This window comes from Streptomyces sp. NPDC006655 (assembly GCF_040703965.1).
Classification (GTDB): Bacteria; Actinomycetota; Actinomycetes; order Streptomycetales; family Streptomycetaceae; genus Streptomyces.
In genome coordinates, this window is record NZ_JBEYJU010000094.1 from 1 (window position 1) to 14,117 (window position 14,117).

The 14,117-nt window shown below is 70.7% G+C and carries 14 protein-coding genes; all 14 read right to left on the reverse strand.

Features of this window, described 5'->3' with window-relative positions:
- Positions 1-41: 41 nt before the first annotated feature.
- The 14 genes from nusB to rpsD all read right to left on the reverse strand — a co-directional run bounded on the left by nusB (position 42) and on the right by rpsD (position 13,831).
- Positions 42-473 (reverse strand): transcription antitermination factor NusB, encoded by a 432-nt coding sequence (gene nusB / locus AB0958_RS35830; protein WP_366894652.1) that lies wholly within the window; start codon positions 471-473, stop codon positions 42-44.
- Between the two features lie 2 nt (positions 474-475).
- Positions 476-1,042: an elongation factor P gene (gene efp, locus AB0958_RS35835; protein WP_132889284.1), complete on the reverse strand. Its 567-nt coding sequence runs from the start codon at positions 1,040-1,042 to the stop codon at positions 476-478.
- 52 nt (positions 1,043-1,094) lie between these two features.
- On the reverse strand, positions 1,095-2,201 hold the full coding sequence (locus tag AB0958_RS35840; RefSeq protein ID WP_366894653.1) for an aminopeptidase P family protein: 1,107 nt from the start codon (positions 2,199-2,201) through the stop codon (positions 1,095-1,097).
- Positions 2,202-2,358: 157 nt separating this feature from the next.
- Positions 2,359-3,186: a Pro-rich N-terminal domain-containing protein gene (locus AB0958_RS35845; RefSeq protein ID WP_366894654.1), complete on the reverse strand. Its 828-nt coding sequence runs from the start codon at positions 3,184-3,186 to the stop codon at positions 2,359-2,361.
- 142 nt (positions 3,187-3,328) lie between these two features.
- Positions 3,329-4,420, reverse strand: coding sequence for a 3-dehydroquinate synthase (aroB, locus tag AB0958_RS35850; protein WP_366894655.1), 1,092 nt, complete (start codon positions 4,418-4,420; stop codon positions 3,329-3,331).
- Positions 4,417-4,920 (reverse strand): shikimate kinase, encoded by a 504-nt coding sequence (locus AB0958_RS35855; protein WP_366894679.1) that lies wholly within the window; start codon positions 4,918-4,920, stop codon positions 4,417-4,419. Before AB0958_RS35855 ends, aroB begins: the two co-directional genes overlap by 4 nt.
- An 11-nt stretch (positions 4,921-4,931) precedes the next feature.
- A complete protein-coding gene (aroC, locus tag AB0958_RS35860; RefSeq protein ID WP_366894656.1) occupies positions 4,932-6,116 on the reverse strand; it encodes a chorismate synthase in 1,185 nt (394 codons plus the stop codon).
- A gap of 221 nt (positions 6,117-6,337) precedes the next feature.
- Positions 6,338-7,177 (reverse strand): shikimate dehydrogenase, encoded by an 840-nt coding sequence (locus AB0958_RS35865; RefSeq protein WP_366894657.1) that lies wholly within the window; start codon positions 7,175-7,177, stop codon positions 6,338-6,340.
- Positions 7,158-8,912, reverse strand: a complete 1,755-nt coding sequence (gene mltG / locus AB0958_RS35870) for an endolytic transglycosylase MltG (RefSeq protein WP_366894658.1) — start codon at positions 8,910-8,912, stop codon at positions 7,158-7,160. Before mltG ends, AB0958_RS35865 begins: the two co-directional genes overlap by 20 nt.
- A 123-nt stretch (positions 8,913-9,035) precedes the next feature.
- A complete protein-coding gene (gene ruvX, locus AB0958_RS35875; protein WP_132889276.1) occupies positions 9,036-9,500 on the reverse strand; it encodes a Holliday junction resolvase RuvX in 465 nt (154 codons plus the stop codon).
- A 14-nt stretch (positions 9,501-9,514) separates the two neighbouring features.
- On the reverse strand, positions 9,515-12,187 hold the full coding sequence (alaS, locus tag AB0958_RS35880) for an alanine--tRNA ligase (protein ID WP_366894659.1): 2,673 nt from the start codon (positions 12,185-12,187) through the stop codon (positions 9,515-9,517).
- Positions 12,187-12,561, reverse strand: coding sequence for a hypothetical protein (locus tag AB0958_RS35885; protein WP_366894660.1), 375 nt, complete (start codon positions 12,559-12,561; stop codon positions 12,187-12,189). The genes alaS and AB0958_RS35885 overlap by 1 nt, the downstream gene beginning before the upstream one ends.
- A gap of 12 nt (positions 12,562-12,573) precedes the next feature.
- Positions 12,574-13,014 (reverse strand): DUF948 domain-containing protein, encoded by a 441-nt coding sequence (locus AB0958_RS35890; RefSeq protein WP_366894661.1) that lies wholly within the window; start codon positions 13,012-13,014, stop codon positions 12,574-12,576.
- A 202-nt stretch (positions 13,015-13,216) separates the two neighbouring features.
- Positions 13,217-13,831 carry a 30S ribosomal protein S4 gene (gene rpsD / locus AB0958_RS35895; protein ID WP_046726586.1) on the reverse strand — a complete coding sequence of 205 codons (615 nt, stop codon included), beginning with the start codon at positions 13,829-13,831 and terminating at the stop codon, positions 13,217-13,219.
- Positions 13,832-14,117: the final 286 nt, after the last annotated feature.

Here is a 14,117-nt window from a genome sequence, read left to right on the forward strand (position 1 = left end):
GCCCGCAGCGAGCAGCTGCGGGCCTTCCGGCGTTCCGTCGGCTACGCCTCTCGGCGCAGCGACGGCTTCAACTCCTTCAGACGCCCGAGGAGCCCGTTCACGAACGCCGGTGACTCGTCCGTCGAGAACTCCTTGGCCATCTGCACCATCTCGTCGAGGACGACGGCGTCCGGCGTCTCGTCGGCCCAGATCAGCTCGTAGGCACCCAGGCGCAGGATGTTGCGGTCGACGACCGGCATCCGGTCGAGGGTCCAGCCCACCGAGTACTGGGCGAGCAGCTCGTCGATACGCGTGGCGTGTTCCGCGTAGCCCTCGACGAGCTGCATCGTGTACTCGCTGACCGGCGGCTGCCGGGTGTCGGTCCGGGACAGCCGGACCCAGTCAGCGAGCACGGTCAGGACGTCGGCCCCGCGCTGGTCGCCCTCGAAGAGGATCTGGAAGGCGCGCTTGCGGGCCGTGTTGCGGGCAGCCACGGTTAGCCGTTCACCCGGCCGAGGTAGTCGCTGGTACGGGTGTCGACCTTGATCTTCTCACCGGTGGTGATGAAGAGCGGGACCTGGATCTGGTGGCCGGTCTCCAGCGTGGCGGGCTTGGTGCCGCCGGTGGAGCGGTCGCCCTGGACGCCGGGCTCGGTCTCCTGGATGGTCAGCTCGACGGCGGCGGGCAGCTCGACGAAGAGCACCTCGCCCTCGTGCTGGGCGACGACGGCCGTGAAGCCCTCGATCAGGAAGTTCGCGGCGTCGCCGACGGTCTTCCGGTCGATGTGCAGCTGGTCGTACGTGTCCATGTCCATGAAGACGAAGTACTCGCCGTCCATGTACGAGAACTGCATGTCGCGCTTGTCGACAGTGGCCGTCTCGACCTTGACGCCGGCGTTGAAGGTCTTGTCGACGACCTTGCCGGACAGCACGTTCTTGAGCTTGGTGCGCACGAATGCGGGGCCCTTGCCGGGCTTGACGTGCTGGAACTCGACGACGGACCAGAGCTGGCCGCCTTCGAGCTTGAGCACCAGGCCGTTCTTGAGGTCGTTCGTGGAAGCCACGGTTGCGGAATCTCCTGGACTGACGTGGACGACCCCGGCGCACGCACCTTCCCTATAGTGCGAGCAGCTCCTTGGTCGTGATGGTGAGTAGCTCGGGTCCGCCGTCCGCCTCGGGGCGTACGACGAGCGTGTCATCGATCCGGACACCGCCCCGGCCCGGGAGGTGGACCCCCGGTTCGACGGTGACCGGCACGCAAGCGTCCAGTTTACCCATGGCCGCGGGAGCGAGCTGCGGGTCCTCGTCGATTTCGAGTCCGACGCCGTGTCCCGTCAGGGGTTGCAGGCCCTCGGAGTGGCCCGCGGAGTCCAGGACGTGGCGGGCCGCGCGGTCCACGTCCCGGCAGGCGGCGCCCGGCACGAGGCTCTCCCGGGCGGCCCGCTGGGCGGCGAAGACCAGGTCGTACAGCTCGATCTGCCAGTCCGCGGGCGAGGTGCCGATGACGAAGGTGCGGCCGATCTCGCAGCGGTAGCCCCGGTAGGTGGCGCCGAGGCAGACGGAGAGGAAGTCGCCCTCCTCGACCCGCCGGTCGGTGGGGCGGTGACCGCGGCGGCCGGAGTTCGGTCCGGTGGCCACGGAGGTCGGGAAGGCCCGGCCGTCGGCGCCGTGGTCGACCAGGCGGCGCTCCAGCTCCAGGGCGAGGTGCCGTTCGGTGCGGCCGACGAGGATCGACTCCAGCAGTTCACCGAGGGCCTGGTCGGCGATCTCGGCGCCGATGCGCAGACAGGAGATCTCCTCCTCGTCCTTGACGACCCGGAGTTGCTCGACGGCGCTGCCCAGGTCGGCCAGGCGCAGTCGCGGGGCGACCGAGGCGAGGGCGCGGTGCCGGGCCACGGTGAGGTGGTGCTCCTCGACGGCGAGGGCGTCGGCGCCCTGGGCGGCGGCGAGGCCGCCGGCGGCCACGACGGGGTCGCCGCCGGGGCCTTCCAGGAGGTGCGGGCGGAGGGAGTCGTCGGCGCGGGCCCCGGCGGGGCGGTCGTCCAGCGGGCCCGGACTCACCAGGAGATCCTCGTGTTTCCCGAGCAGCAGGACGGAGCCGTGCGGGGCGGCGCCGGCGAGGTACCTCACGTTGGCGGGGCGTGAGACCAGCGCGCAGGCGCTGCCGCTGGCCTGGCAGCGGTCCCTCAGGCGGGTTCGGCGGGCGGCGTACACCTCGGACATGACACGAGCGTAGGAGTGATGGGTGAATTGTGCCGGTTGGGAGGGCCGAGTGGGGTGCGCCGTCGGGTGCGGCCGGTGGGGGCCGGTCCCGCAGTTCCTCCCCCAGCCTTCGGCCGGGGGTACCCCCAGCACCCCCAGGTGTCTCCGCTCACCCTCGTCACCAGTTCGGAGGGCTCGCGATCGCCCTCGCCAGGACCTCGTCCAGGACCCTTGCCGTGGTCGGCACGTCCAGCTGCGAGTTGTCGATGATCGGGAGGCCGGAGCCGTACCAGCCGGCCATGCGGCCGTGGATGCGGGCCACCTCCTCGTCGGTGAGTCGGCGGTTTCCCGAGCGTTCCGCGTTGCGCTCGAGGACGATGTCGAGGCCGGGCAGGAGGACGACGGGCAGCAGGCCCGGGCCTACGTGGCGCTTCCAGCCGCCGAGGCCGACCACCGGGCGGTCCGGGAAGACCGCGTCGTCGAGGACGCACGAGATGCCGTTGGCCAGGAAGTTGCGCGCGGCGAAGCCGCAGGTGCGGCGGGCGAGGCGGTACTGGGCCTCGGAGTTGTCGTTCCAGCCGGACTGGGGGTCGGCGAAGCCGGAGCGGACCCATTCGCGGACGTCGTCGAGGCTGATGTGGGCCGTGGGCACCCGGCGGTGGTCCGCCCAGTACTTGGCCACGCTGGTCTTGCCCGCCCCGGCCGGGCCGATGAGGAGGACGGCCAGGGTGGTGGCGGCGGGGTCGGGCGCGGTGGCCGCGGCCGGGGGTGCGGTCGGGATCCCGACCGGAGCGCCCGGCGGCAGCGGGACGTGGCCCGTGGCATCGGACGACGGTGGGGCCGTGGGCAGCGGCGGGACGGTGGGCGGTGGCGGGACGGCCGGTGGCGGCGGCACGGGCGCGGGGCCCTGGGACGCTCCCGGATGGTGTGCGGCCGGCTGCCAGCCGGTCGGTCCCTGCCCCGGCCGATGGGGCGGCGGCAGCGGAGATCCCACTGCGTGCTGCATCCGGTGCCACTCCGTCTCGTCATGTGCGGCTGCGCTCGTTACCGAACGGTACCGCCCCCGGTCGTCGTTCGGTGAAACGGCCGGGGGCGGTCCGAAGTGCCCGCGCCACGCGGCGGAACCGGGTGGCGTGGACAGCGGCGGTCTACTGGCCGACCTCGCCATAGGCGGCGAGCAGCACGGCCGGGTCGGGGCCCTCCAGGACGGTCGGCTTGGCGAGGCCGTCCAGGACGATGAAGCGCAGCAGGTCGCCGCGGGACTTCTTGTCGACCTTCATCGTCTCGACCAGCTTGGGCCACTGGTCGTAGCGGTAGTGCAGGGGCAGGCCCACGGACTCCAGGACCGTGCGGTGGCGGTCGGCCGTCGCGTCGTCGAGACGTCCGGCGAGGCGGCCCAGTTCGGCGGCGAAGTGCATGCCGACGGCGACCGCGGCGCCGTGCCGCCACTTGTAGCGCTCGTTCTTCTCGATGGCGTGGCCGAGCGTGTGGCCGTAGTTGAGGATCTCCCGCAGCCCGGACTCCTTGAGGTCGGAGGAGACGACCTCCGCCTTGACCCGGATGGAGCGTTCGATCAGCTCGGCCGTGTGCGGGCCGGCCGGGGTCCGCGCCGCCTCGGGGTCGGACTCGATGAGTTCCAGGATCGCGGGGTCGGCGATGAAGCCCGCCTTGATGACCTCGGCGAGCCCGGAGACGTAGTCGTTGACGGGGAGGGAGTCGAGGGCGGCCAGGTCGCACAGCACGCCCGCCGGCGGGTGGAAGGCGCCGACCAGGTTCTTGCCCTCGGCCGTGTTGATGCCCGTCTTGCCGCCCACCGCCGCGTCCACCATGGCCAGCACGGTGGTCGGGATCGCGATCCAGCGCACCCCGCGCAGCCAGCTGGCGGCCACGAAACCGGCCAGGTCGGTGGTGGCGCCGCCGCCCACGCCCACGATGACGTCGGAGCGGGTGAACCCGGACTGGCCGAGCGCCTTCCAGCAGTAGGCGGCGACCTCGGCGGTCTTGGCCTCCTCGGCGTTGGGCACCTGGATGGCGACCGCCTCGTAGCCCTGCCCGGCCAGGTCGGCTCGCAGCGCGTCGCCGGTCTCGGCGAGCGCCTCGGGATGGATGACGGCGACCCGCTTGGCCTTCTCGCCGATCAGCCCGCCCAGTTCACCGAGCAGCTGACGGCCCACCAGGACCTCGTACGGCTCGGTGCCCGCCGTGCCGCCTACCTGGATCCGGGTGACTGCCTCGCTCATGCTTCCTTCAACTCCAGTGCGTCCAGGGCTGCTTGGGTGACCTCTTCGGGCGTACGACCGTCGGTCGCCACGACGGCCGTGGCGACCTCCTCGTACAGGTGCCGCCGCGCCTCCATCAGCTCGCGCCACTGTTTGCGCGGGTTCAGGGCGAGCAGCGGCCGGGCCGCGTTCAGGCCGGTGCGCTTGACGGCCTCCTCGACGTCCATCGAGAGGTAGACCACCCGCTGTCCGGCGAGCAGCGCCCGTGTCTCGGCGTCGAGGATCGCGCCGCCGCCGAGCGCGAGGACGCCCCCGTGCTCGGCCAGCGCCACCCGTACCGCCCGCTTCTCCAGGGCACGGAAGGCGGGCTCGCCCTCCGCCACGAAGATGTCGGCGATGGCGCGGCCCTCGGCGGCCACGATGTCCTCGTCGGTGTCCCGGTAGCCGACGCCGAGCCGCTCGGCGAGCAGCTGCCCGACCGTGGACTTGCCCACGCCCATCGGCCCGACCAGCACCACCATCGGCGCGGTGCTCACCGGATGGCCAGGTTCTCGAGGTACGACCGCACGTTGCGGCGGGTCTCGGGGACGGAGTCGCCGCCGAACTTCTCCGCGACCGCGTCCGCGAGGACGAGCGCGACCATCGCCTCGGCGACGATGCCGGCCGCCGGGACGGCGGAGACGTCGGAGCGCTGGTGGTGCGCCTGAGCGGCCTCGCCCGTCGCCACGTCCACGGTCTGCAGGGCGCGCGGCACGGTCGCGATCGGCTTCATCGCGGCCCGCACCCGCAGCAGCTCACCGGTGGACAGCCCGCCCTCGGTTCCGCCCGCGCGGCCGGAGACGCGCCGGATGCCCTCCGGTGTGCCGACGATCTCGTCGTGCGCCTTGGAGCCGGGCACCCGGGCCAGCTCGAAGCCGTCACCGATCTCCACGCCCTTGATCGCCTGGATGCCCATCAGGGCGCCGGCGAGACGGGCGTCCAGCTTGCGGTCCCAGTGGACGTGCGAGCCGAGGCCGACCGGCACGCCGTACGCCAGCACCTCGACCACACCGCCGAGGGTGTCGCCGTCCTTGTGGGCCTGGTCGACCTCGGCCACCATCGCCTTCGACGCGTCGGCGTCCAGGCAGCGCAGCGGGTCGGCGTCCAGCTTCTCCACGTCGGCCGGGGTCGGGTAGCTGCCGGCCGGGGCCTTCACGGAGCACAGCTCCACGACATGCGAGACGATCTCGATGCCCGCGGTCTCCTTCAGGTACGACCGGGCGACGGCGCCGAGCGCCACGCGGGCCGCGGTCTCGCGGGCGGAGGCCCGCTCCAGGACCGGCCGGGCCTCGTCGAAGCCGTACTTCTGCATGCCGGCGAGGTCCGCGTGGCCGGGGCGCGGCCGGGTCAGCGGGGCGTTGCGGGCCAGGCCCGCGAGGATCTCGGGGTCGACCGGGTCGGCCGCCATGACCTGCTCCCACTTGGGCCACTCGCTGTTGCCCACCATGATCGCGACCGGGGAGCCGAGGGTCAGACCGTGCCGGACGCCGCCGAGGAAGGTGACCTCGTCGCGCTCGAACTTCATTCGCGCACCGCGGCCATAACCGAGCCGCCGCCGCGCCAGGTGGTCGGCGACCATCTCGGTCGTGATCGGCACGCCGGCGGGAAGGCCCTCCAGCGTCGCGACAAGTGCGGGACCGTGGGACTCCCCCGCGGTCAGCCAACGCAGCCTGCTCAACGATGCTCCTCAGTGCTCGCGCCCTGGTACTGCCCTGCGTACGCGTGTCCTCGCGTACGGCGACGGCCCGACCGGGTGCGCGGCCCCGGTCCGCCACCTCCGATCCTCCCACGTCCGGACCCCGGACCCGGCCGTCGGTCCAGCAGGCGGACGCGGATGTGCCAGGTCGGCGCCGCACGGGCGCCCCCGGCGCCGTGCTCGCCGTCTCCCCGGCGGAGCGGTCAGCGCTCTGCCAGCGCCTTCTCCCCGGCGCGGCGCATCGCCTCGACGGGGGCCGGGCTGCGGCCGGTCATCTGCTCGACCTGGAGGACGGCCTGGTGCACCAGGAGGTCCAGACCGCTCACCACGGCGCCGCCGAACATGGACCAGCGGGCGGCCAGGCCGGTGGGCCACGGGTGGTAGAGGACGTCGAAGAGGGTGCTGGGGCGTTCCGGTACGGCGGCGGCGAGGGCGTCGGTGGTACCGGCGGGGGTGGTGGCGATCACCAGGGGGGCGCGCAGGGCCTGCTCGGCGTCGGCCCAGTCGGCGACGCGGACCTCGACGTCGAGCCGCTCGCCCCACTCCCGCATCTCGGCGGCACGGGCCGCGCTGCGGACGTAGGCGACGACCTCGCCGGTGCAGATCCGGGCGAGCGCGGCCAGCGCGGAGGAGGCGGTGGCGCCGGCGCCGAGGACGGCGGCGGAGTCGACCTGTTCGATGCCGTGCTCGCGGAGCGCGGCCACCATGCCCGGGATGTCGGTGTTGTCGCCGCTTCGGCGCCCGTCCTGCGTGAAGACGACGGTGTTGACGGCGTCGACCGAGGCGGCGGTCTCGCTGACCTCGTCGAGCAGCGGTATGACCGCCCGCTTCAGCGGCATGGTCAACGACAGCCCCGCCCACTCCGGGCCCAGCTCCGCGAGGAAGCCGGGCAGCCCGGCCTCGTCGACCTCGAAGCGCTCGTACGACCATTCGGTGAGCCCGAGTTCGTCGTACGCGGCCCGGTGCAGCACCGGGGAGAGTGAGTGGGCGATGGGCTTACCGAGCACGGCGGCCCGGCGGGCTTCAGCGGCCCGAGGTGGCATTGAACTTTTCCTTGAGCTTTTCGAATTCGGCGTTGGTCTTGGCGAATTCGGTGTTGCTCACACCGTCGGTCGCCACGAAGTACATCCAGCCGTCGTCGGTCGGATTCAGTGCCGCCTTCAGTGCGTCCTCGCCGGGGTTGCCGATCGGACCGGGCGGCAGACCCTTCTGGGTGTAGGTGTTGTACGGGCTCTGGTTGCTGTTGATCTCCGACTCGCTGATGTGGATATTGCTCGTGCCCTTCAGGTAGTTGAAGGTCGAGTCGAATTGGAGCAACCGGTTCGTCTCGGTATTCGTGTACTTGAGACGGTTGTAGACCACTTCCGCCATCTTGCGGAAGTCGTCGTGCGTCTTCCCTTCGGCCTGGACAAGGCTCGCGACCGTGATGACCTGCAACGGGCTGTCCAGGTCGTACTTCTTGGCCTCGGCGACGAGGTCGTAGGTGGCGTACTGCTCCTTGGCCGCCGCGACCATCTGCTTGAGGATCGCGTCGGGCTTCATGCCCTTGGCCGCAGGATAGGTGCCCGGGTAGAGGAATCCTTCCAGCGGGTCCATGATCTTACTGTTGGTGTTCGCGTAGCTCGGCAGACCGAGGTTCTTGTACTCGGTTCTGGCGATCTTCTTGCTGGTTCCCGCGGAAAGGCCGAGTTTCTTGTCGAGGGCCACGTAGACGGCGGCCGCTCGCTCGCCCGGGGTGACCACCACGTTGGCCTGACTCTTCGGGTCGAGCATCAGCAGCACACAACTCGCGGCGGACATCTCCTTTTTCAAGGTGTAGGCGCCCGCCTGGATCGTGTTGCCCTTCGGGTTCTGCGACTGCGCGTGGACGAACGCGTCGACGCTCTTGACGACGCCGGCCTCCTTCAGCCGACGGCCGATGTCGTACCCGCCCGCGCCCTTGGGGATCTGGACGGTCACGGTCTCGCCGTTGCCGCTGCCCGTGTAGTCCGGGGACGCGCCGAAACGATTTTGGTAGAAGTGCCAGCCGAAGTAGCCGACGGTGGCCGCGCCGCCGCCGAAGACCAGGCAGACCACCAGGCAGGCGAAGCCGTTGCGGCGCTTCTTGGCTCCCTCGCCGCCCTTGGTCTTCTTGCCGCCCCTGGGCTCCTTGCCCCCCTTGCCGCGGCCACCACCGCGGCGTCCCTTCGGGTCGTCGTCGTCCTCGTCGGCATCGTCGTCGGCGCCGGTGAAGAAGGGGTGCTGCTCTTCTTCCTCCTCGTCGGCAGCGGGGTCCGGCTGCGGGGCCGGCTCGGGTTCACGCCTGCGGCCGGGCGGCTCCGGCGGCGGGTAGGCGTCCTCGGTGCCGTAGAAGTCGGGCTGCTCACCGCCGTAGGCCACGGGTTGCTGGCCGTAGGGGTCGCCCGGGTCGGCGGCGTAGGGCACCTCGCCGTGGGTGCCGGCCGCGTCCCAGGCGCCCTGGTGGTACTGCTGCGGGGCATGACCGGCGTACTGCTGGTCGTACTGCTGCTGCCCGTGCCCGTCGGCGTACTGCAGTTGCCCCTGTTCGTCGTAGTAGGCGTACTGCTGCTGGCCGTGGTGCTGGTCGTATCCGCCCTGCGGGTGCTGGCCCCAGTCGCCGTACTGCTGCTGCGACTGCTGCGGGTAGTGCTGCGGCTGGCCGTCGTAGGGGGACTGACGGCCCGCGTGGGCCTGCTGTCCGCCCCACCCGTCGTCCCCGTACAACGGGTCCTCCGGGTGCCACGGTTCGGAGCCTGGGCCCCGGCCATACTCAGTCATCGATCCCCTAGAGCCGCGAGGCGGCGCATCACGCGGCTGGTGGGCCGACGGACCGTTCCGCCTCTTGCTGTGCGGTGGCTGTTCGAAAACCATCGCATCGCGCGGAACGTTACCGTATCGCGATCAGATGACCACTTCGACGCCCTCACCGGGTGGTTTACCTGACACCCGTTCGGATTCCAGCGCCTGCTGAAGGATGATCACAGCGGCGGCCTGGTCGATGACGGAGCGTCCCTTCTTGGATTTCACCCCGGAGGCACGCAGTCCCTGACTGGCCGTCACAGTCGTCATCCGCTCGTCGACCAGCCGGACCGGCACCGGCTTGATGCCCTTGGCGAGCTCCTGGGCGAAGGCCCGGACCTTGACGGCGGCCGGGCCCTCACCTCCCTTGAGGGAGCGCGGGAGTCCGACGACGACCTCGATCGGTTCGTACTCCTCGACCAGTTGCCGCAGCCGGCGGTGGGCCGCCGGAACGTCCCGGCCGGGGACCGTCTCCACCGGGGTGGCGAGGATCCCGTCGGGGTCGCACGAGGCGACCCCGATCCGGGCGTCCCCGACGTCGATCGAGAGCCGACGTCCTCTGCGCATTTCCGACCGTTTCCTTACTTGGCGGTCTCGTCGACGAGGCGCTCGACGGCGTCGATGGCCTCGCCGACCGCGGCCGGGTTCTGGCCGCCGCCCTGGGCGACGTCCGGCTTGCCGCCACCGCCGCCGCCGAGCGTCTTGGCGGCGGTGCGGACCAGGTCACCGGCCCTGAGACCGCGGTCACGGGCGGCGTCGTTGGTGGCGATGACCGTGAGCGGCTTGCCGTTGTTGACCGCGAAGAGGGCGACCACGGCGGCGCGTCCGCCCTGGATGCGGCCGCGCACGTCGAGGACCAGCCTGCGCAGGTCGTCCGGGGTCGTGCCGTCCGGGACCTGCCCGGTGACGACGGCGATCCCGCGCACGTCCTTGGCGGAGTCGACCAGACCCGCGGCGGCCTGGAGCACCTTCTCCGCGCGGAACTTCTCGATCTCCTTCTCGGCGTCCTTCAGCTTGCCGAGCATGGCGGAGACCTTCTCCGGCAGTTCCTCCGGACGGCCCTTGATCAGCTCCTGGAGCTGGGCGACGACCGTGTGCTCGCGGGCCAGGAAGTTGTAGGCGTCGACACCGACGAGCGCCTCGATACGGCGCACACCCGAGCCGATCGAGGACTCGCCGAGGAGCTTCACCAGACCCAGCTGGGAGGTGTTGTGCACGTGGGTGCCGCCGCACAGCTCCTTGGAGAAGTCGCCGATGGTCACCACCCGGACCCGCTCGCCGTACTTCTCGCCGAACTCGGCGATGGCGCCCTGCTTCTTGGCCTCGTCGATGCCCATGATGTCGGCGCGCACGTCGAGGTCGCGGGCGAGCACCTCGTTGATCTTCTGCTCGACGTCGGTCATCACGGCCGTGGGAACCGCGGACGGCGAACCGAAGTCGAAGCGGAAGCGACCGGGCTGGTTCTCCGAACCGGCCTGGGCGGCGGTCGGGCCGAGCGCGTCGCGCAGCGCCTGGTGGGTGAGGTGGGTGGCCGAGTGGGCGCGGGCGATGGCGGTCCGGCGACGGGAGTCGATCGAGGCGTGGGCCTTGGCACCGACGGTCACTTCGCCGACCTGGACGACGCCCTTGTGGACGTACACGCCCGGGACCGGCTTCTGGGTGTCGCGGATCTCGATGACGGCACCGGTGTCGACCCTGATCCGGCCGGTGTCGCCGATCTGGCCGCCGCCCTCGGCGTAGAACGGGGTGCGGTCGAGGACGATCTCCACCTCGTCGCCCTCGGTGGCGGCCGGCGAGGAGACGCCGTCGACCAGGATGCCGACGATCGTGGTCTCGCCCTCGGTGTCCGAGTACCCGATGAAGTCGGTCTCGCCGGTCCTGTCGGCGATCTCACGGTAGGCACCGGCACCGGCGTGGCCGGTCTTCTTGGCCTGCGCGTCGGCCTTGGCGCGCTCCCGCTGCTCCTTCATCAGGCGGCGGAAGCCCTCCTCGTCCACCGAGAGGCCCTGTTCGGCGGCCATCTCAAGGGTGAGGTCGATCGGGAAGCCCCAGGTGTCGTGGAGCAGGAACGCCTTGTCGCCGGCGAGGACCTTGCCGCCGGCCTCCTTGGTCTCGGTGACGGCCGTGTCGAGGATGTTCGTACCGGCCTTCAGCGTCTTGAGGAAGGCGTTCTCCTCGGCGACGGCGACCTTCTCGATGCGCTCGCGGTCGGTGACCAGCTCCGGGTACTGCTGACCCATCATCGCGATCACGGTGTCGATCAGGTCCAGGACGACCGGGCCGGTGGCGCCGAGCAGCCGCATGTTGCGGATGGCGCGGCGCATGATGCGGCGCAGCACGTAGCCGCGGCCCTCGTTGCCGGGGGTGACGCCGTCGCCGATGAGCATCACGGAGGTGCGCATGTGGTCGGTGACGACACGCAGCGAGACGTCCGAGGCGTGGGCGTCGCCGTAGTGGACGCCGGTCAGCTCGGTGGCCTTCTTGATGACGGCCATGGAGGTGTCGATCTCGTACATGTTCTGCACGCCCTGCAGAATCATGGCGAGGCGCTCCAGACCGAGGCCCGTGTCGATGTTCTTGCTGGGCAGTTCGCCGAGGATCTCGAAGTTGTCCTTGCCGATGCCCTCGCCGCGCTCGTACTGCATGAAGACGAGGTTCCAGATCTCCACGTACCGCTCGTCGTTGACGGCGGGGCCGCCCTCGACGCCGAACTCGGGGCCGCGGTCGTAGTTGATCTCGGAACACGGGCCGCAGGGGCCGGGGACGCCCATGGACCAGTAGTTGTCCTTCATGCCGAGGCGCTGGATCCGCTCCTTGGGCACGCCGACGACCTCGTGCCAGATGCGCTCGGCCTCGTCGTCGTCCTTGTAGACGGTGATCCAGAGCTTCTCCGGCTCCAGGCCGTAACCGCCCTTGTCCTGGGGGCTGGTGAGCAGCTCCCAGGCGTGCTTGATGGCGCCTTCCTTGAAGTAGTCGCCGAAGGAGAAGTTGCCGCACATCTGGAAGAAGGTGCCGTGCCGGGTGGTCTTGCCGACCTCTTCGATGTCCGGGGTGCGTACGCACTTCTGCACGCTGGTGGCGCGGGCGAAGGGCGGCTTGACCTCACCCAGGAAGTAGGGCTTGAAGGGCACCATGCCGGCCGGGACGAGGAGCAGAGTCGGGTCGTCCGCGATGAGCGACGCCGAAGGGACGACGGTGTGCCCGCGCTCCTCGAAGAAGCTCAGCCAGCGGCGGCGAATCTCTGCCGACTCCATCAGTGGTCCTCATTCCGGTCGTACGAGTACGTCGTGGGATCGACGTGCTTCGAAATCCTGCTGTTCTCGATGTACTTCGGGTTGCCGTGGTGGTTCTCGACGGCCGCGAGCCGCCGGGGCGCGGGCAGGGCCGGGTCCGCGTTGATGCCCAGCGCCTCCCCCAGCTCTTCCTCCCGCTGGGCCATGTTGTCGCGGACGTCGAGCGCGAAGCCGACCGCCCGGTCCTTGATCCGGTGGCCGGTCTCCAGCGCCTTGTTCGCGGCGGTGGCGGCGAGGCTCTCCGGGGTCAGCTGCCGGATCTTGCGGTTGACCTTGGTGGTGGCCCAGACGCCGGCGGCGACACCGGTGGTGAACCAGAACGTACGGCGGAACATGTGGTCTGGCTCCTACTTTCCCCGGTTCTTCCGCCGTGCGGCGGGCACGGTCCGGCCCACGATCACGGTACGCCTGGGCTCCTTCACGGGCACGTCCGCCTTGCGGCCGGCCAGTGCCCGGCGCACCCCGTAGCCGAAGGCCGCGACCTTGACCAGCGGGCCGCCGAAGGTGGCGGCGACGGTGGTGGACAGCGCGGAGGCGTTGGACGTGACCTCCTGGACGTCGGAGGCGATCGAGTCGACCCGGTCGATCTGGGTCTGCGCGGAGCGTACGGCCGCGGACGCGTCGGCGAGCAGCGGGACGGCCTGGTCGGTCACGTCCGCCACGAGCTTGGTGGTCGCCTTGAGCGTCTGGGCCAGCCTCACGAGCGCCACCGCGAGGAAGGAGACCAGGATCGCCCAGAAGACGGCCACCAGGATCCCGGCCACCTCTCCACCGGACACTGCGCGCACCCGCTCCCTGAAACGTGCCTGAACGTCGAAAAGTCTGCACCGAGCCTATCGCGCCGGGCATGCGGCTCCGTACCGGATTACCGCGCGCTGGTCGCCGATCCGGCTGCGGGACGGCACCGGCACGCAAAAGCCCGCCGCCTCGGCCGCCCGGAAGGGCGGGGAGACGGCGGGCTGACGCTGAGGTGCTACGCCGGAGCTGGGATCAGCGGGCGTAGTACTCGACGACGAGCTGCTCGTCGCAGATGACCGGAACTTCCTTGCGGTTCGGCTCGCGGTCCAGGCGGAACGCCAGGGCCTTGAGGTTCACCTGCAGGTAGCGGGGGGTCTCGCCGTCGGGGGCGAAGCCACCCTCACGGGCGACCTGGAAGAGCGTCTTGTCCTTGGAACGGTCGCGGACCTGCACGACGTCGTCCGGGCGGACCCGGAAGGACGGCTTGTCGGTCTTCTGGCCGTTGACCTGGATGTGGCCGTGGACGACCATCTGGCGGGCCTGGTAGATCGTGCGGGCGATGCCCGAACGCAGGACCAGCGCGTCGAGGCGGCGCTCCAGCTCGACGATCAGGGCCTCACCGGTCTTGCCCTGCACCTTGGAGGCACGCTCGTAGGCACGGACCAGCTGGCGCTCGGAGATGTCGTACTGCGCGCGCAGACGCTGCTTCTCCAGCAGACGGACCTTGTAGTCCGAGTTCTGCTTGCGGCCACGGCCGTGCTCACCCGGCGGGTAGGGACGGGCCTCGAAGTACTTGACGGCCTTCGGGGTCAGCGCGATGCCGAGGGCACGCGACTTCTTGACCTTGGGGCGGGACTGGTTCGCCACTGTCTCTTTCTTCCTTTGGTGTTCGGCTTGTCAGGGTTGAGGGAGGTCGCAATCCGCAGCCGGGGAATCCCGCCGGGCCCGTTGCCGGGTCTGGTGGGCAGCCGCTCCCCTGGTCTGGGCACATACGTGCAGCACGCGAGTGGCCCACCGACCGGTACCGTCGCCTGTGCGCGACGGAGGGTGGTGGGCTGCCCGCGACACCGTTCGACGGTGCGCGACGCTCCTGGAGCCCCCTCGCGGGGGTTCCGGCCGGTTGTCCCGCTCTGACTGCGCGGGACTCGGCGCT